This is a genomic window from Nonomuraea helvata, assembly GCF_039535785.1.
Taxonomy (GTDB): domain Bacteria; phylum Actinomycetota; class Actinomycetes; order Streptosporangiales; family Streptosporangiaceae; genus Nonomuraea; species Nonomuraea helvata.
In genome coordinates, this window is sequence record NZ_BAAAXV010000005.1 from 934,048 (window position 1) to 950,869 (window position 16,822).

General features: G+C 68.9%; 16 protein-coding genes and 1 tRNA gene. 11 read left to right on the plus strand and 6 right to left on the minus strand.

What is annotated here, in order from left to right:
* Positions 1-23: 23 nt before the first annotated feature.
* From ABD830_RS23645 to ABD830_RS23665, 5 genes are all read left to right on the plus strand, one after another.
* Entirely contained in the window at positions 24-794 is a 771-nt protein-coding gene (locus ABD830_RS23645; protein WP_344991085.1) for a GntR family transcriptional regulator, read from the plus strand.
* Between the two features lie 4 nt (positions 795-798).
* A complete protein-coding gene (locus ABD830_RS23650) occupies positions 799-2,493 on the plus strand; it encodes a hypothetical protein (protein ID WP_344991088.1) in 1,695 nt (564 codons plus the stop codon).
* A gap of 145 nt (positions 2,494-2,638) precedes the next feature.
* Positions 2,639-3,955, plus strand: coding sequence for an extracellular solute-binding protein (locus tag ABD830_RS23655; protein ID WP_344991091.1), 1,317 nt, complete (start codon positions 2,639-2,641; stop codon positions 3,953-3,955).
* Between the two features lie 78 nt (positions 3,956-4,033).
* Entirely contained in the window at positions 4,034-4,999 is a 966-nt protein-coding gene (locus ABD830_RS23660; protein WP_344991094.1) for a carbohydrate ABC transporter permease, read from the plus strand.
* Position 5,000: 1 nt separating this feature from the next.
* Complete coding sequence (locus ABD830_RS23665; RefSeq protein ID WP_344991097.1) at positions 5,001-5,825, plus strand: carbohydrate ABC transporter permease; 825 nt, start codon at positions 5,001-5,003, stop codon at positions 5,823-5,825.
* A gap of 79 nt (positions 5,826-5,904) precedes the next feature.
* On the opposite strand, the gene ABD830_RS23670 is transcribed toward ABD830_RS23665, so the two are convergent.
* Positions 5,905-5,978, minus strand: a tRNA-Lys gene (locus ABD830_RS23670).
* Between the two features lie 100 nt (positions 5,979-6,078).
* On the opposite strand from ABD830_RS23670, the gene ABD830_RS23675 reads away from it, so the two are divergent.
* Together ABD830_RS23675 and ABD830_RS23680 are read left to right on the plus strand one after the other, a co-directional pair.
* Complete coding sequence (locus ABD830_RS23675) at positions 6,079-6,927, plus strand: AAA family ATPase (protein WP_344991100.1); 849 nt, start codon at positions 6,079-6,081, stop codon at positions 6,925-6,927.
* Positions 6,911-8,275, plus strand: coding sequence for a vWA domain-containing protein (locus tag ABD830_RS23680; protein ID WP_344991103.1), 1,365 nt, complete (start codon positions 6,911-6,913; stop codon positions 8,273-8,275). Before ABD830_RS23675 ends, ABD830_RS23680 begins: the two co-directional genes overlap by 17 nt.
* A 5-nt stretch (positions 8,276-8,280) precedes the next feature.
* Here ABD830_RS23680 and ABD830_RS23685 read toward each other — a convergent pair whose 3' ends face one another.
* The gene (locus ABD830_RS23685) at positions 8,281-9,048 is read right to left on the minus strand and encodes a nuclease-related domain-containing protein (RefSeq protein ID WP_344991106.1); all 768 of its coding nucleotides are present in this window, start codon (positions 9,046-9,048) and stop codon (positions 8,281-8,283) included.
* A 183-nt stretch (positions 9,049-9,231) separates the two neighbouring features.
* Between ABD830_RS23685 and ABD830_RS23690 the strand changes: the two genes are divergently transcribed.
* On the plus strand, positions 9,232-9,822 hold the full coding sequence (locus ABD830_RS23690; protein WP_344991110.1) for a TetR/AcrR family transcriptional regulator: 591 nt from the start codon (positions 9,232-9,234) through the stop codon (positions 9,820-9,822).
* Here ABD830_RS23690 and ABD830_RS23695 read toward each other — a convergent pair.
* The 3 genes from ABD830_RS23695 to ABD830_RS23705 are packed head-to-tail and all read right to left on the minus strand — an operon-like array spanning position 9,793 to position 13,186.
* Entirely contained in the window at positions 9,793-10,833 is a 1,041-nt protein-coding gene (locus ABD830_RS23695; protein WP_344991112.1) for an acyl-CoA dehydrogenase family protein, read from the minus strand. The two genes, ABD830_RS23690 and ABD830_RS23695, sit on opposite strands and share 30 nt — an antisense overlap.
* Positions 10,830-11,993: an acyl-CoA dehydrogenase family protein gene (locus tag ABD830_RS23700; protein WP_344991115.1), complete on the minus strand. Its 1,164-nt coding sequence runs from the start codon at positions 11,991-11,993 to the stop codon at positions 10,830-10,832. Before ABD830_RS23700 ends, ABD830_RS23695 begins: the two co-directional genes overlap by 4 nt.
* Entirely contained in the window at positions 11,984-13,186 is a 1,203-nt protein-coding gene (locus ABD830_RS23705) for an acyl-CoA dehydrogenase family protein (RefSeq protein ID WP_344991117.1), read from the minus strand. Before ABD830_RS23705 ends, ABD830_RS23700 begins: the two co-directional genes overlap by 10 nt.
* Before the next feature lie 107 nt (positions 13,187-13,293).
* Here ABD830_RS23705 and ABD830_RS23710 point away from each other — a divergent pair, with 107 nt between their 5' ends.
* Entirely contained in the window at positions 13,294-13,878 is a 585-nt protein-coding gene (locus ABD830_RS23710; protein WP_344991120.1) for a GNAT family N-acetyltransferase, read from the plus strand.
* A 122-nt stretch (positions 13,879-14,000) separates the two neighbouring features.
* Here the strand turns inward: ABD830_RS23710 and ABD830_RS23715 are convergent, their stop codons facing one another.
* On the minus strand, positions 14,001-14,555 hold the full coding sequence (locus tag ABD830_RS23715) for a TetR/AcrR family transcriptional regulator (RefSeq protein WP_344991123.1): 555 nt from the start codon (positions 14,553-14,555) through the stop codon (positions 14,001-14,003).
* A gap of 143 nt (positions 14,556-14,698) precedes the next feature.
* Between ABD830_RS23715 and ABD830_RS23720 the strand changes: the two genes are divergently transcribed.
* Both ABD830_RS23720 and ABD830_RS23725 read left to right on the plus strand, forming a co-directional pair.
* Positions 14,699-15,346 (plus strand): LuxR C-terminal-related transcriptional regulator, encoded by a 648-nt coding sequence (locus tag ABD830_RS23720; protein WP_344992990.1) that lies wholly within the window; start codon positions 14,699-14,701, stop codon positions 15,344-15,346.
* 159 nt (positions 15,347-15,505) lie between these two features.
* Positions 15,506-16,681, plus strand: a complete 1,176-nt coding sequence (locus ABD830_RS23725; RefSeq protein WP_344991126.1) for an FAD-dependent monooxygenase — start codon at positions 15,506-15,508, stop codon at positions 16,679-16,681.
* Positions 16,682-16,822: the final 141 nt, after the last annotated feature.

The following is a 16,822-nucleotide window of genomic DNA, read 5'->3' on the forward strand; positions in this document are numbered from 1 at the left end:
CAAATCCTGTCATAATAGCAATCATGATCTCCCAGATCCCCCGGCTGGAGTCGCTCGCCGCCCTTGTCAATCTCGACAAGACCAGCCCTGTCCCGCTCTACTTCCAGGTGGCGCAGCAGTTTGAGGCGGCCATCGCGGGCGGCATGCTGCCACCGGGCACCCAGCTCGACAACGAGATCGAGCTGGCCGACCAGCTCGCGGTGTCGCGCCCCACCATGCGCAAGGCGATGGAGTTACTCGTCGACAAGGGCCTGATCGTGCGGCGACGGGGGGTGGGCACCCGGGTCGTCCAGTCCCAGGTCCGGCGACCGCTGGAGCTCAGCAGCCTGTACGACGACCTCAAGAGCAGCGGCCAGGAGCCGACCACGACAGTGCTGTCCAACACCGTCGAGCCGGCCTCCGCAGCCGTCGCGGAAGCCCTCGGGCTGGCCGAGGGGGCGCCCGTGATCGCGATAGAGCGGGTCCGAATGGCCCGCGACCAGCCGCTGGCCAGGATGCGCAACTACCTGCCCGCATTACTGCTTGAGGTCAGAACCGACGCGCTGGAGAGGCACGGTCTCTACGAGCTGATCCGGACGGCCGGCATCCGGCTGCACGCGGCGACCCAGACAGTCGGCGCCCGCAACGCCACGGCGGCGGAGGCGCGGCTGCTCGGGGAGAGCCGGGGCGCCGCCGTCCTGACCATGGAGCGCATCGCCTACGACGACAGCGGCACGGCGGTGGAGTACGGCACGCACATCTACGCCGCGGCCCGCTACAGCTTCCAGATGAACCTGCTCATGGGCGATCGGTGAAAAGATGCACGACAACCACGTTGACGCCGCGTTCACCGCGGCGGTCCAGGCTGCCCTGATCGGGCAGGTCAAGGCGATCCTCAACGAGGGCGACGGCTGGGCTCACCTGCAGCACCGCCAGCTGGCCGAGCGAATCCTGGCCCTAGTCGCGTACGGGCGGGACGGCCGGCTGCTCGATCACGCGGCCCGGCTCGCCGCCCGGCTGCGCGAGCTACAGGGCCCCGGCGGGTTGTTCACCGGCGGGGACAACGTCGACTCCCCGCCGGACTCCGCGTTCAGCGTCAACGATCTCGCCGACGCCCTGTGGCTGCTGCGGCGCGACCCTCACAGCGCTGCCGAGCACGGGCTGGCGGACCTGCTCGACGACCTGCTGACGACGGCCACTCCGGCCTTGTCACGGGGCGGAGTGCACACGCCCAACCACCGCTGGGAGATCTCGGCCGCCCTGGCCAGGCTGCACCGGCTCGCGCCCCACAGGGCGCTGGCGGAACGGGTCGGCCAGTGGCTGGCCGAGGGAGTCGACATCGACGACGACGGGCTCTATTCCGAACGTAGCGCCAACTACGCCGCGTACGTGTCGAACCCGTCGCTGCTCGCCATCGCCGAGGTGTTCGACCGTCCCGACCTGGTTGACGCCGTCGAACGGAACCTGGACGCCACGCTCGATCTGCTGCTGCCGGACGGGTCGGTCGAGACAGTGCTGTCGCGCCGCCAGGACCAGCGGCAGCCGCTGCCCCTGGCGCCCTACCTGCTCCCGCTGCGCCGGATCGCGCTGCTGCGCGGCCGGGGCGACCTCGCCTGGGCAGCCGGGCTCGCGCTGTCCCAGGGGGTGGTCTCACCGGCGCGAGCAGCCACGGAGCTGATCCTCGACCCCGGCATCGCGCGGGAGCTGCCGGAACCCGTCCCACCCCGGAGGCCGCGGCAACGCGTCTTCGGCGCCGCGGGACTGCTCGTGGATCATCGGCCCGCGACGACGACAGTGGTCTTCGGCGGTTCGGACTATCCGCACCACAGACGCATCCGTTCCGGGCTGGCCAACTCCCCGACGTTTCTGCGCCTGTTCGCCGGGGCGGCCGTCCTGGGAGACGTGCGTCTCTCACGTGTCTTCTTCGGCCTGGGGCCGTTTCGCGCCGCCCGATTGCTGGTCGAGCGCGAGGAGGAGAGCACGACCGCGACGCTCGAGGAAGCCGTGTCGGCCTCCTACTACCAGCCGATGACGGATCAGAACCGCGACGCGCGCGGCCACTACGGGCTGGTCGACGATGGCCGGTTCAGCGCGGCGATGGACTTCGGCCGGCGCGCACGGGACGAGGTCACGCTGACCACCGCCGTCCACGTGGCCATCACGGACAGCGGGGCCGAGCTGACGGTCGACCTGGCGGGCGCGGCCGTGGACTGGGCGCTGGAGCTGGCCTTCCGGCCCGGTGGGCGGATGACGGGCGCCGTGGCCCTGGACGAGCACGCCTGGCAGCTCGACCCGGGCTCGCCCGCGGTCTACCGCGTCGGCGACGACTCGATCACCGTCACGGTGCCCGCCATGTCGATGGCCGCTTCCCATTCCGTTCCCGGCTACGAGCCCGGCGAGGAGTACCGCTTCCTCGGGGGCACCGACGCCGTGTCGGGAGAGCGGCTGTACGTCGCCGGACGGGTTCCAGGAAGGTTGCGGTTGCATCTCGCTGCCACCCATCGCTCGGGATAAAACTGCAGCTCACGGCGCATCGTGTACTTTATCCTAATGTTCATATGTCAGGAGATCTTAAGAGAGTTTGTCCTGACTATTGACCCGGCAAACGCTTTCCCGTTACCGTCCGACGCCACAGGCAGACGACGTTCGAGGAGACGCCATGACGACTTCTGCGACAGCCCGGACACGACTCACTCGCTGGCGCTGGCTGCCAGTGGCCGTCGCCGTGGCGATCGCCCTCACCGGGTGCGGATCGAGCTCCGACGGGAGCTCCGGCGGGAGCTCCGGCGGGGACTCCGGCGCCAAGAGCATCACCTTCTGGCTTTCGGCGAGCGCGGCCCAGGCGCAGGGCTATCACGACCTGGCCAAGGAGTTCCAGGCCAAAGAGGGTGTCACGGTCGAGATCGTCAACGTCCCCTATGACGGCTACCAGGACAAGCTGCGCCAGGCCGCGCAGGCCAACTCCCTGCCCGACACGGCCAGCGTGCCCTCGCTCGACACCATCTGGATCAACCAGCTCCAGGACCTCAGCGCGACGGCGAACGCTCCGGCCAACAAGATCAACAAAGACCTGCTCACCGTCAAGGACGGCAAGGTCCTCTGCATCCCCTCCGACCTGACGGCTGCCGGACTGTTCGTCAACAAGACCTTGTTCGACAAGGCCAAGGTCAAGATTCCCGCGGACCCGAACCAGACCTGGACCTGGGACGAGTTCCTCGCCGCCGCGACGAAGGTCCGCACCGCCACTGGCGCCAAGTACGACCTGGTCTACGACCAGTCCCCCGCGCGCATCAGGCCCTTCATCTACGCCAGCGGCGGCAAGGGCTTCCAGCTCGGCCCGGACAACAAGTTCGCCACCCCCGACGACGCCACCGTGCAGGCGCTGTCGAAGTTCGCCTCGCTGAACGACGACAAGGTCATGCCGAAGTCGGTCTGGACCTCGGGCGCCGACCCGAACGCCCTGTTCAAGAGCGGCCAGGTCGTCGCGTACTTCTCCGGCGTCTGGCAGGTGGCCGACTTCGCGGAGAGCATCACGAGCTTCGACTGGGCCAGCGCGCCGACGCCGGGACCCATCCACGCCACCGACATCAACCTCGGCGGCAAGGTGGTCGCCTTCAACAACGGCGACAAGGCCGAGGCCGCCAAGAAGTGGGTCGACTACCTCTTCCAGCCGGCGAACTACACGAAGCTCGCGCAGGTCAACGGCTATCTGCCGGTGGAGTCCGGCCTCACACTGAACTACCCGTTCAAGAAGAAGGCCGCCCTCGACGCGTTCCAGCTCTACATCAAGGAGATGGAGCTGGCGGACCCGATCTCCTCCTCGGGACACCAGAACGGGACGAAGCTCCTGCTCGCCGGTAAGTCGATCCAGGAGGACCCGACCAAGGACGAGATGGCCAAGCTGATCAACGGTCAGCAGGACATCAAGAAGACCGTCGACAACATCGTGTCGGGACTCAACCAGCAGATCGGCTGATCGTACGGCCCGCCGGCGCTTTCCCTGCGCCGGCGGGCCGAGCGTCGATGAGCGCGGAAGGAAGAGGAGGAGAGCGCAGTGGTGGAGAGCATCCCACGATCGGCGGGGCGCGCCGAGGACACGCCGGACCGGAGCGGGTCGCGGCTGTGGCCCCGCCGGCCCCGCCGACGGAGCCGGCGGGGCCACCGCTACACCCTGGTGCCCCTGCTGCTCATCTCGTCCAACCTCGCCCTGTTCCTGCTCTTCTTCGTCTGGCCGGCCGTCATCGGCGTGGGATACTCCTTCACCAGCTACACGGGCGTCGGCTCGGCGCCGTTCGTGGGCCTGGACAACTACCAGCGACTGCTGAACGACGACGCGTTCTACGCGGCGCTGATCCGTAGCCTGATCTTCACGGCCGCCGTCGTTCCGCTGACGTTCGTCGCCGCGCTGAGCGCGGCCGTGCTGCTCGTCAGCCCGCACAGCCGTGGCAAGCCGGTCGCGCGGGTGGTCTTCTTCGTTCCCTGGCTCATCTCCCCGATCATCGCCGGTGTCATCTGGCGCTGGATCTTCGGTGAGAACTTCGGGCTCGTCAACTACGTCATCATGGCGCTCGGCGGCGAGGCGGTGCCCTGGCAGTCCAACGCGAACCTGTCCCTGGCCATCGTGATCATCGCCTCAGCCTGGGGCAACACCGCGATCAACATGTTGATGTTCGTCCCGGCCATCAAGAACGTGCCGGCCGCGTACTACGAGGCCGCTTCCCTGGACGGCGCGGGCTCGTGGGCCAAGTTCCGCCACATCACCCTGCCCTCGATCGCGCCGACGTCCTTCATCGTGATCCTGCTCAGCACCCTGGGCGCGATGAAGGAGTACGCGCTCTTCCAGGCGGTCAACGGCGGAGGTCCTGGCACCGAGAACAACCTGCTCATCCAGTACATCTTCACGACCGGCTTCCGCCGCGCCCAGGTCGGTTACGCGAGCGCGGCGTCCTTCGTGCTCATGCTGCTTCTGATGGTCATCGCTGTCGTGCAGTTGGTCATCAACCGCCGAAAGGACTCCTGAGATGGACAACCTGCTGCCGAAGAAGGTCTGGGCGACGGCGGCCCTGTGGTTCATGGTCGCCATGTACGGCATCCCCGTCCTGTGGTTCCTGCTCAGCTCCTTCAAGCCGGCGGGAGAGCTGTTCTCCTATCCGCTGACCATCTTCCCGAAGCAGCCGACCATCTCCGGCTTCACCGAGGCCTGGACGAGCTTCGACTTCAGCCGCTACTTCGGCAACACCCTCATCGTGGCCGTCTCCGCGACCCTCATCACCATCGTGACAAGCGCGACCTGCGGCTACGCCCTGGCGAAGTACACCAACTGGTGGCTGCGGGCGTTCACCATCTGCATCCTGGCCACCACGATGCTCCCGGGCGAGGTCATTCTCTCCCCCCTGTTCCTCATCGTCCGCGACCTGGGCCTGTACAACAGTCTCGCCGGGGTCGTGGCCCCCTCGGTGATCACGGCGACGGGCACCTTCATGTTCCGCCAGTTCTTCCTGAGCGTGCCGCGCGACCTGCTGGAGGCGGCCCGCATCGACGGCAGCGGGGAACTGTCGTCCTTCATCCGGATCATGCTCCCGCTCTCCCGGCCGATCATCATGACCCTCGCCATCATGTCGTTCCAGTGGCGGTGGAACGACTACATCTGGCCCCTGGTGATCCTCAACGACCCGAAGGAGTTCACCCTGCAGATCGGCGTCGCGAGCATCGTGGGCGCGGAGAACGTCAACTGGTCGGTCCTGCTCGGGGCGTCGGTCCTGTCCATGATCCCCCTTGTCGTGATCTACCTGATCTTCCAGAAGTACGTGATGAACGCCGACCTCAGCGCGGGCCTGAAGGAATGACCGGCCCGCTGCGCCGCCGGGCGCGGAGCCACACATGACGAAACCCCAGCTCACTGAAGCGAGCTGGGGTTTCTTGCGGTGCGCCGCCAGGGACTCGAACCCCGGACCCGCTGATTAAGAGTCAGCTGCTCTAACCAACTGAGCTAGCGGCGCTTGCAGAGAGGAATATACCGGTGAACCCCATCCTGGTCGAATCGGTATCAGGCCGACCCGTCCGGCTAGAATAAAGTTCGGCCATCAGACAGGAGCATCGATGTTCGACTCGCCCGCCGACGTGACGGCGCGGCTCGCCGCCGTGGACTACCTCTCCGACGACGCCATCTCCACCTCGGTGTTCCTGGCCGCGGCACTCGGCAAGCCGCTGCTGGTCGAGGGCCCGGCAGGCGTGGGCAAGACGCAGCTGGCCAAGGCGGTGGCCATGGCGACCGGGGCCGAGCTGATCAGGCTGCAGTGCTACGAGGGCCTCGACGAGGCCAGGGCGCTGTACGAGTGGAACTACAAGAAGCAGCTGCTCAGGATCCAGGCCACGAGTGCCGACGACGACATCTTCTCCGAGGAGTTCCTGCTGGAGCGCCCGCTGCTGAAGGCGATCAGGGCCGCGGAGCCCACCGTGCTGCTCATCGACGAGACCGACAAGGCCGACGTCGAGGTCGAGGGGCTGCTGCTCGAGCTGCTGTCCGACTTCCAGGTGACGATTCCGGAGCTGGGGACCATCGTCGCGACGCGGCGGCCGTACGTGGTGCTCACCTCCAACGCCACCCGCGAGCTGTCGGAGGCTCTCAAGCGGCGCTGCCTCTACCTGCACCTCGAATACCCCACCCCCGAGCGGGAGCGCGACATCGTGCTCAGCCAGGTGCCCGGCATCCGGGCCGACCTGGCGGAGCGGCTCGCCAGAACGGTCGCGACGCTCCGGGCGCTCGAGCTGAAGAAGGCGCCGTCGGTGGCCGAGACCGTGGACTGGGCGAACACGCTGCTGGCGCTCGGGCGGGAGGAGCTGGACGAGGCCACCGTGTCGGGCACGCTGGGCGTGGTGCTCAAGCACGCCTCCGACCAGACGCGGGCGGTCAAGGAGCTGGGGCTGCCGGATGTCGCTGATCGATAGGCATGTCGGGTTCGTGCAGGCGTTGCGCGAGGCCGGGCTACCGGTGTCGGTGGCCGAGGGCCTGGACGCCGCGCAGGCCCTGCGGGTGATCCAGCTGAGCGATCGGGAGTCGCTGCGCGCCGCGTACGCGGCGACGCTGGTCAAGAAGCCCGCCTACCGGCCGGGGTTCGACGTGCTGTTCGACCTGTGGTTCCCGGCCTCGACGTCCGGCATGCACACCCAGCGCACCGACAGACCACTGGATCTGGAGACGGCCCCCGTCGAGGAGCTCCGCGACCACCTCACCCGGCTCCTGACCGGCGGCACCGACCAGGAGCTGCGCGAGTTCGCCCAGGCCATGGTCGGGCGCTTCGGCCGCCAGCCGACGACGAGCCCGGGGCGGCAGAACTGGTTCTCCTACAGCGTCATGCGCGCCCTCTCCCCTGAGACCCTGATGGCCCGCGTCCTCCAGAACGTCCTCCAGGGCCAGGAGCGCGGCGGCCTGGCCGAGAAGAACGTGCGCAGGCGCGTCTACGACAGCACCAGGCGCTTCGAGGACGCCGTGGCCACCGATGTGCGCCGCCGCATCGCCGAGGACTCGGGCATCGAGCGCATCGCCCGCTCCGCCGTACGCCCCCCGCTCGACCAGATCGACTTCCTCCGCATCACCAAGGCGGACCTGGCCCGGCTGCGCCGGGAGGTGTACCCGCTGGCCCGGCGCCTGGCCACGCGCCTGACGATCAGGCAGCGGAAGGGCCGTCGGGGGCGACTCGACTTCCGCAGGACCATGCGGGCCTCGCTGCAGAGCGGCGGCGTGCCGCTGACCACGCATTTCCGGCCGCCGCGCCCGCACAGGCCCGAGCTGGTCATCCTCTGCGACACCAGCGACTCGGTCTCGTCGTTCGCGCACTTCACGTTGCTGCTCACGTACGCGCTCAGAGAGCAGTTCAGCAAGGTGCGCGCGTTCGGGTTCGTGGACACGGTGGACGAGATCACCAGGTTCTTCGTCCCCGGCGCCGACGTGGTCGAGGCCATGACGAGGCTGGCGAACGAGGCCGACATGGTGCGCTTCGGCCGCACCAACTACGGGCACTCGCTGGAACGCTTCGCCGAGAGGTACGGCGACGCCGTCGGCCCCAAGACCTCGCTGCTGATCCTGGGCGACGCCCGCTCCAACTACCAGCCGCCCGCCCTCGACGTGCTCAGCTCGCTGGTGGCCAGGTCACGTCACGCGTACTGGCTCAATCCCGAGCCCACGACGCAGTGGGACACGGGCGACTCGGTCGCGAGCGAGTACGGCACGGTCGTGCCGATGCACGAGTGCCGCAACGTCGCCCAGCTCACCGCCTTCATCGAGACGCTGGCCTGAAAGCATCAGGTGCGCTGGAGCTCCCTGGCGGCGGTGCGGGCCAGCACCTCGATCTGCTCGTCGCTGAGCACGACGCCCTCGGCCGACTTGATCACCTTCGCCGCGAGCCGTGGCTTGAGCAGCGTGAGCCCCTCGGCGAGCACGATGCCGCCCTTGGGCAGCAGCCCGCAGTGGACGGCGAGCATGGGCGTGATCGTCACCGGGATGCGCGTCTCACGGGTGAGCAGCTCGGCGAACGCCTCGGCGGTCTCCACCAGCGGTTTGGCGGTCTTGCTGCCGTACTTCTCGCCGAAGAACAGCCTTCCGCCGTAGCAGGCGATCTCGGTGTCGGGACTCCACGACTCGTTGTCGATGATCCACAAGCCGCCTGGCCCGATCACCAGGTGGTCGATGGAGGCCTGGCCTCGGATGGCGCGGCCGTCGAGCACGCTGTAGCCGAGCCGGCTCAGCGATCTGCGCAGCATCTTCCCGGTGATCGCCTCGCCGCGCCGCGCGCCACGCCAGACCGCCGTCGCGTGGAAGGAGCGCCAGTCGAGGAACCAGTCACCCCCCGCCACGATGCCGGCCATGATCAGACCAGCGAACGGGGACGCCGCGGCAAGGTCGAACCTGAGCGCGAGCGCGACGCCGATCACGAACCCCACCGCGGCCTTGACGTACCGGGACCTGCGCCGGTTGGGGGCATCTTCCCGCCAGAACTTCTCGTACCACCACTGCGGGGATGACCCTGTGTACTTCTCGTCTGGTTGCACGTAGATAGAGCCACCGGGCACGGCAAACTCCCCGAATGAGTAGGTGTTTTCCAGGATCTGCCACGCCGAAGATCCCTCGCCGGTCAAGAGATACCCGTCTCTCAACCAAGGCGAGCCTAAGGTGACGTAATTAGTACCCGCAAGACCAGCACATGACCTCAACCGACCAGTCGGTATGCTAGGGCGGGTGACAAGGGGGACCATGTGAAAGAGGAACCGGTCAGGCAGCGGTTGCTCGCGGAGGCGACCCGGCTGTTCGCCGAGCGCGGCTTCGAGGGCGCCTCCGTCCAGGAGATCGTCGTGGCGGCCGGCGTCACCAAGGGCGCCATGTACCACTATTTCGACTCCAAGGACGACCTGCTGCACGAGATCTATGCCCGGGTCCTCCGGATGCAGATGGAGCGGCTGACGCGCATCGCCGACGGCCCGGGCGACGTGCGGCAGCGCCTGTACCGGGCCGCGGCCGACGTCGTGGAGACCACGGCCGCGAACCTCGACGACTCCAAGATCTTCTTCAGGTCGATGCACCTGCTCGCCCCGGAGACCCAGAAGACCGTACGCGCCGAGCGCCGCCGCTACCACGAGCGCTTCCGCGAGCTCGTGGCCGAGGGGCAGCGCGAGGGCGTCTTCAGCGACCGGGTCCCGGCCGAGCTGGTCGTCGACTACTTCTTCGGCTCGGTGCACCACCTGGGCACGTGGTTCAGCACAGCGGGCCCGCTGACCGGCGCCCAGGTGGGCAGGCACTTCGCCGACCTGCTGCTCACCTCACTCGGGGCCGGGCACGTCGACAAGTGAGGCCAGCGCCTCCCGGTGGTCGCCGGGCGTGCCCAACGCGATCTCGGAGGCTTTCGCGCGCTTGAGATAGAGATGTACGGGGTGCTCCCACGTCATCCCGATCCCTCCGTGCAACTGCAGCGCCTCTTCGGCGGCGTGCACGGCCACACCCGCGTTCCACGACTGGGCCACGGCCACGGAGACCGCCGAGCCGTCGGTCGCGGCGCTCCTGGCGGCGGCCCTGGCCCTGACCACGTCCAGCCAGAGGTCGGCCAGCCGATGCTTGATCGCCTGGAAGGAGCCGACCGGCCGGGCGAACTGGTGGCGCTCCTTGACGTACGCGAGCGTGGTGTCGAGGCACCACTCGGCGACCCCGAGCTGCTCCGACGCCAGCAGCCCCGCCCCGAACCCCAGCACCTCGGCCAGGTCGCACTCCCCCACGTCCCTGGCCGGCGTGGCGTCGAAGGTGACGGTCGCGACCGGCCTGGTCAGGTCGAGCGAGGGCACGCCCTCGACCTCCGCCCCCTCTTCCACGGCGTAGAGCCGGCCGTCGACGGGAGCCAGCAGCACGTCGGCCACGTCCGCCCCGGCCACGCCGGTGACGGTCCCGGTCAGCCGCCCGTCCGCGACCCGCACCGGCGCTCCCGGCCGGTACGGGCTCGCCGCGAACGGCACGACCAGCGCGGCGGTCTTCCTGCCCTCGGCCAGCTCCTCCAGCAGGGCGTCGCCGGTCGGCAGCAGCGCTCGCGTGGCCAGGACGGAGCTGGTGAAGAACGGCACCGGCGCCACTCCCCTGCCGAGCTCCTCCAGCACGACGGCCGCCTCGCTGGCCGACGCCCCGGCGCCGCCGTACTGCTCGGGGATCAGCAGTCCGGCCACCCCGATCTCGCCCGCCAGCGTCTTCCACAGGTCCGGGTCGTAGGGGTCGGACTCGATCCGCTTGAGCACGGCGGCGGGCGGGCACCGGTCGGCGAGCAGCCCCCTCACGGCGGCCCTCAGCTCCTCCTCGACCTCGGAGTACAGCAAGCTCATCGCGGCAGGTCCTTCCAGGGCACGTCCTTGTCGACGCGGGGCTCTGAGGGCAGGCCGAGCACCCGCTCGGAGATGATGTTGCGCAGGATCTCGGACGTGCCGCCCTCGATCGAGTTGCCCTTGGCCCGCAGGTAGCGGTAACCGCGGCCGCGGCCGTAGAAGTCGACGCCCTCCGAGCGCCGGAACGTCCAGTCGTCGTCGTAGCCCAGGTCGCGCGCGAACTCCACCTCGAAGCCCGACAGCTCCTGGTTGAGCTTGGCGAACGACAGCTTCATCCCGGACCCCTCCGGGCCCGGGTGCCCCGCAGCGAGCTGCTCGCGCAGCCGTACCCCGGAGAGCCGGGTCACCTCCGACTCGACCCAGAGCGACAGCAGCCGCTGGTGCAGGTCGTGGGTGCGCAGCTCCGGCTGCGCGCGCCAGGCGTCGAGCACGACCCCGACCATGCCGCCGCCTCGCCCCACGGGAGCGCCGCCGATGGCGACGCGCTCGTTCATCAGCGTGGTCTGCGCGACCCGCCAGCCGTCCCCGACCTCGCCGAGCCGCAGGTCGTCGGGGAGCCGCACGCCGGTCAGGAAGACCTCGTTGAACTCGGCCTCACCCGTGATCTGCCGCAGCGGCCGCACCTCGACGCCGGGCGCGTGCATGTCGCAGACGAAGTACGTCAGGCCGCGGTGCTTCGGCACGTCCGGGTCGGTGCGCGCGACGAGGATGGCCCACCTGGCGTGATGAGCGCCGGACGTCCACACCTTCTGGCCATCGACGACCCATTCGTCCCCGTCCCTGACGGCTCGGGTCGCGAGCGTGGCCAGGTCGGATCCGGCGCCGGGCTCACTGAAGAGCTGGCACCAGAGCTCCTCCCCCGTCCACAGCGGCCGCAGGAAGCGGCGCTTCTGCTCCTCCGTCCCGAATGCCAGTATCGTCGGCGCCGCCATCCCCAGCCCGATGGCCTGCACGCCGGCGTTGAGCTGCGGCGTGCCGGCCAGCTCGCGCTCCACGACCGATTGCAGCTCCCGCGGCGCGCCCAGCCCGCCGAGCCCTTCGGGGTACCACACCCAGGCCAGGCCCGCGTCGAACCTCGCCCGCAGGAACTCCAGCCGATCTCCGTCCGGGTCGTGCTCGGCGAGGAACGCCGCGACCCGCTCCTTGATGTTCACATCCACTTCTTGAGCTCCCGGTGGGCTAGGGACCGCTTGTGCACCTCGTCGGGGCCGTCCGCCAGACGCAGCGAGCGGGCACCCGCCCAGAGCCCCGCCAGCGGGAAGTCCTGGGAGACGCCGCCCGCGCCGTGCACCTGGATGGCCTTGTCGAGGATCCACTCCACTGTCTGCGGGGTGGAGATCTTGATGGCCTGGATCTCGGTGTGCGCGCCCTGGTTGCCCACCGTGTCCATGAGCCAGGCGGTCTTGAGCACGAGCAGGCGCAGTTGTTCGATCCTGATGCGCGACTCGGCGATCCAGTCCTGCACGACGCCCTGCTGGGCGACGGGCTTGCCGAACGTGGTCCTGGCCAGCGCCCGCCTGCACATGAGCTCGACCGCCCGCTCGGCCATGCCGATCAGGCGCATGCAGTGGTGGATGCGGCCGGGGCCGAGCCTGGCCTGCGCGATGGCGAAGCCGCCGCCCTCCTCGCCGATCAGGTTCTCGGCGGGTACGCGTACGTCCTCGAACACGACCTCCGCGTGGCCGCCGTGGTCGGCGTCGGTGTAGCCGAAGACGTGCATGCCGCGCTTGATGTGCAGCCCAGGCGTGTCGCGCGGCACCAGGACCATGCTCTGCTGGCGGTGCTTGGGCGCGTCGGGGTTCGTCTTGCCCATGACGATGAAGATCTTGCAGTCGGGGTTCATCGCGCCGGAGATGAACCACTTGCGGCCGTTGATGACGTACTCGCCGCCATCACGGACGATGGAGGTCGCGATGTTCGTGGCGTCGGAGGAGGCCACGTCGGGCTCGGTCATCGCGAAGGCGGAGCGGATCTCCCCGTCGAGCAGCGCCTGCAGCCACTCCTTGCGCTGCCACTCGCTGCCGAACATGGACAGGACCTCCATGTTCCCGGTGTCGGGCGCGGCGCAGTTCGTGGCCGTGGGGGCGATGGTGGGGCTCCGGCCCATGATCTCCGCCAGCGGCGCGTACTGGAGGTTCGTCAGCCCGGCGCCATGCTCGCCTGGGAGGAACAGGTTCCACAGACCGCGCTTCCTGGCCTCGTCCTTCAGGTCGGCCATCAGCGGCGGCGTGCTCCAGCCGCTGGTCGCCGCCTGCTCCTCGAAAGCGGGCTCGGCGGGATAGACGCATTCGTCCATGAAGCTCAGGAGTCGTTCGCGCAGGTCCTCGGTGACGCTGTCAAAGGCGAAGTCCATGCCCGTGAGCCTACCGACCGGCCGGTATGAGTGTCGACAGGTGGTCTCCCGCAAAAACCGTCATGTGGCCATAATCGCGACTTCACGGGCTCCCTAGAGTTGCCGCCATGACCGCGAAGCTGCCTGAGCCTGTGGTGCTCGAGAACGACGTCGTACGGCTCGAGCCGCTCACCCTTGACCACATCCCCGACCTGTTCGCCGCCGGCGGCGGGGACGAGGAGCTCTGGCGCTGGCTGCCCATATCCCCGCCGCGTTCCGAGGAGGAGCTGGCGAAGGTCGCCCGCGGACTGCTGTCGGACGACCAGCACGTTCCCTTCGCCGTGGTGGTCAAGGAGAGCGGGCGGGCCGTGGGCTGGACCACGTACGGCGACGTGCCGGGCTTCGACGAGAGCATCGAGATCGGCTGGACGTGGTACGGCCGGGCGGTCTGGCGTACGGCCGTGAACACCAGCTGCAAGCTGCTGCTCATCGACCACGCCTTCGAGTTCGGCTACAACCGGGTCCTGCTCAAGACCGACATCCTCAACCTCAGATCGCAGAACGCCATCAAGCGGATCGGCGGCCTGCATGAGGGGACGCTGCGACGGCACCGCAGAAGGCCGGACGGCACCTGGCGCGACACGGTCTGTTTCGGCATCCTCGACGAGGAATGGCCGGAGCACCGGGCCCGCCTGACGCCCTCGGCCTCATAGGACCGTTCGGCGTTTCAGGAGTGGCCGATCGGCCGGGGGCTGCAGGCTCGGCGCCCGGTTCAGCACCCGGCCCGACGGCGGCGGACACGTCATCGTCCGCGAGGCCCGCGACGGACGGGTTGTCAGCTGAGCATCCCGCCCAGCAGGTCGCGCATGGCCTCGATGAGCTCGTCCAGCGTGGGCGTGGGGCCGGCGCCCACGATGGCGTCAAACATGAGCCCCTCACCGAAGGCCACCAGCTGGCGCGCGTGCCGTACCGGATCCCGTGAGCCCAGGGCGGCCAGCAGGGGGACGGCGGGGTCGCGGAAGCGGCGGCCGGCCTCGTCGTAGATCTTGCGAAGCTCCGGGCGCCGGGTCGCCTCCAGGGCGAGCTCGTAGCGGGCAAGCGTACGCCGCCGATCCGTGAGCTGGACGTACAGCGCCTCCGCCATACGACCGGGCAGGTCCGACAGCTCGAACCCGTCGCTCTCGTACGCCGGGGCCAACGCCCGCATCTCCAGGTCCGCAAGCCGCGCCAACGTCAGCTCCAGCAGGGCGGCGCGGGTGCGGGCCAGGTTGGACGTGGAGCCGGGTGGCAGGCCGGCGGCCTCGTCGACGGCCCGGTGGGTGAGACCGCGCATGCCGCGTTCCGCGAGCAGGGCGATAGCCGTGTCCGCGACAGTCTCTGAGCGCTTCACGGGACCCGATACTACAGCGGTAGTTCCGCCTTCATCTTGATGACGATCTTCGCGGTCGACAGCCTGGTCACGCGCACCGGTGATCAGCTGGGCGATTACGGCCGTCTGGACCGCGACTCCGCCGCACCGGCTCCACGTGGAGAATCTCTAACGCCGCATGCGGCCGGCGTTCGGGGTCGTGCACAGCGCGTCGTCGACGAGCTTGCTCTCGGCCTGGCTTTGACGTCGCCGCCATTACCCAGGACGCCCCCGGCTTCATCGCCGCCGTTACCGAACACCGGCCCGACGTCACCATCGTCGACGTACGGCTACCGCCGACCTTTCGCGACGAGGGTATTCACGCCGCCCTCCACGCTCGCCGCCGGCATCCCGGCCTGCCCGTGCTCGTACTCTCTCAGTACGTCGAGCAGCAGTACGCCGGCGAGCTGATCTCCGATGGACGCGGCGGCGTCGGCTACCTCCTCAAGGACCGGGTGAGCCGGGTGAGCGAGTTCGTCGACGCCCTGCGGCGGGTCGCCGACGGCGGCACCGTCATGGACCCCGAGGTGATCGCGCAGCTCCTCACCCGTCACGCCCACGACCCGATCGCCGACCTCACACCACGCGAACGCCAAGTGCTCGCCCTGATGGCCGAGGGAAAGGACAACACCACGATTGCGGCCGGGCTCGTCATCACCGAGAACGCCGTGCACAAGCACATCGGCAACATCTTCGCCAAGCTCGGCCTTTCACCGGACGACAGCGGCCACCGCCGCGTCCTCGCGGTCCTCACCTACCTCAGCAGCCAGTAAGGACGCAGCAGCTACACGGGCCGAGCGATGGCTATTCGTGCGCAATGCGGCCGGACCGGGGTTCCTGTATCCGGCGGAAACGTTGACGACTGCACCAATCCCCAAACTACAGGCGTAGTATGGTGGAACTACAGGCGTAGTTCGAGGGAGGGCCATGTGATGCCGAGGGCTCTAGTGATCGGCGGCGGTATCGGCGGGCTGACCAGCGGAATAGCCCTGCGCCGCAAGGGATGGGACGTGACCGTGCTGGAGCGGGCGGCCAAGATCGACCCCGTCGGCTCCGGACTGGCCATCGCCGCCAACGCGCTCAAGGCGCTCGACACGGTCGACCTGGGCGACCTCATACGCAGGCTCTCGAGACTGCAAGGTCAGGCGGGTCTGCGGCGGCAGGACGGGCGGTGGCTCCTGCACACCACGACCCAGAACGCGGAGGCCCGCTACGGGGACTCGGCAGTGATCATGTTGCGGGCGACGTTGATGGACGTGCTCATAGGCGCGCTGGGAGCCGACCGGTTGCGGCTGGGCACCACGGTCTCCGGGGTGGACGCGGCGCGCGGCGTGGTGCGCACCGGCGACGGCGATCTGGAGGCCGACCTGATCGTGGCCGCCGACGGCATCCATTCGAAGACTCGGCAGGCGCTCTTCCCCGAGCACCCCGGTCCGGCGTACTCAGGGGTGACGGCCTGGCGCGGGCTCATACCGCGGGGCGATCTGAACATCCAGAGCTCCGAGAGCTGGGGCAAGGGGCTCGTGTTCGGGATCAGCCTGCTGGCCGATGACCTGGTGTACGTGTACGCGACCGACGTGCTGCCCGCGGGGACGGCGCTGGGGAACGAGTTGGAAGAACTGGTTCGGCGGTTCGGGGACTGGCACGAGCCGATCCCCGCCCTGCTGCGGGCAGCCGATCCCGCGAAGATCATCCGGAACGACATCCACCACCTCAGCACGCCGCTGCCCGCGTACCACAAGGGGAAGGTGGCGCTGGTGGGCGACGCCGCCCACGCGATGCCCCCCAACTTGGGCCAAGGTGCTTGTCAGGCGATCGAAGACGCGATCACGCTCGCCTATTTCGCCGATGGCGACCTCGCCGCCTACACCGCCGCCCGCCTGCAACGCACCACGAAGGTGGTGCGGCGGTCGATGTCCATGTCGAGGATGACTCAGATCCGCAACCCGGTGGCGGTCTGGTTGCGGGACACCGCGCTGTCGCTGGCGACCCGGCTGAACCCGAACCTGATGTTGCGGTCCATGGATGACGTGCTGGGCTGGCGCCCGCCACGGAGCCCAGCATCTCACGGGGCTGAGCACCCACGGGGTAGGCAGACCACAGGCTGAGCACACCACGTGCCAAGCGCACCACGAGTCTGAGCGTTGCGGGCGCTGCCGGAGCGTGCCGGCCACCAAGCCTTCCAGCAGATCGGATCTGTTCCCAGTCCGTGTCCTCCGCCCGGGGCGCCTGGACGTGCAGCGCGGCCG

Bases quoted from the DNA above. Each gene is read 5' to 3' on its own strand.
- ABD830_RS23675 (WP_344991100.1), top strand. From the start codon at position 6,079: ATGTTCGACTCGCCCGCCGACGTGACGGCGCGGCTCGCCGCCGTGGAC.
- ABD830_RS23645 (WP_344991085.1), top strand. From the start codon at position 24: ATGATCTCCCAGATCCCCCGGCTGGAGTCGCTCGCCGCCCTTGTCAAT.
- ABD830_RS23650 (WP_344991088.1), top strand. From the start codon at position 799: ATGCACGACAACCACGTTGACGCCGCGTTCACCGCGGCGGTCCAGGCT.
- ABD830_RS23695 (WP_344991112.1), bottom strand. From the start codon at position 10,833: ATGAGCTTGCTGTACTCCGAGGTCGAGGAGGAGCTGAGGGCCGCCGTG.
- ABD830_RS23725 (WP_344991126.1), top strand. From the start codon at position 15,506: ATGCCGAGGGCTCTAGTGATCGGCGGCGGTATCGGCGGGCTGACCAGC.
- ABD830_RS23710 (WP_344991120.1), top strand. From the start codon at position 13,294: ATGACCGCGAAGCTGCCTGAGCCTGTGGTGCTCGAGAACGACGTCGTA.
- ABD830_RS23665 (WP_344991097.1), top strand. From the start codon at position 5,001: ATGGACAACCTGCTGCCGAAGAAGGTCTGGGCGACGGCGGCCCTGTGG.
- ABD830_RS23655 (WP_344991091.1), top strand. From the start codon at position 2,639: ATGACGACTTCTGCGACAGCCCGGACACGACTCACTCGCTGGCGCTGG.
- ABD830_RS23705 (WP_344991117.1), bottom strand. From the start codon at position 13,186: ATGGACTTCGCCTTTGACAGCGTCACCGAGGACCTGCGCGAACGACTC.
- ABD830_RS23680 (WP_344991103.1), top strand. From the start codon at position 6,911: ATGTCGCTGATCGATAGGCATGTCGGGTTCGTGCAGGCGTTGCGCGAG.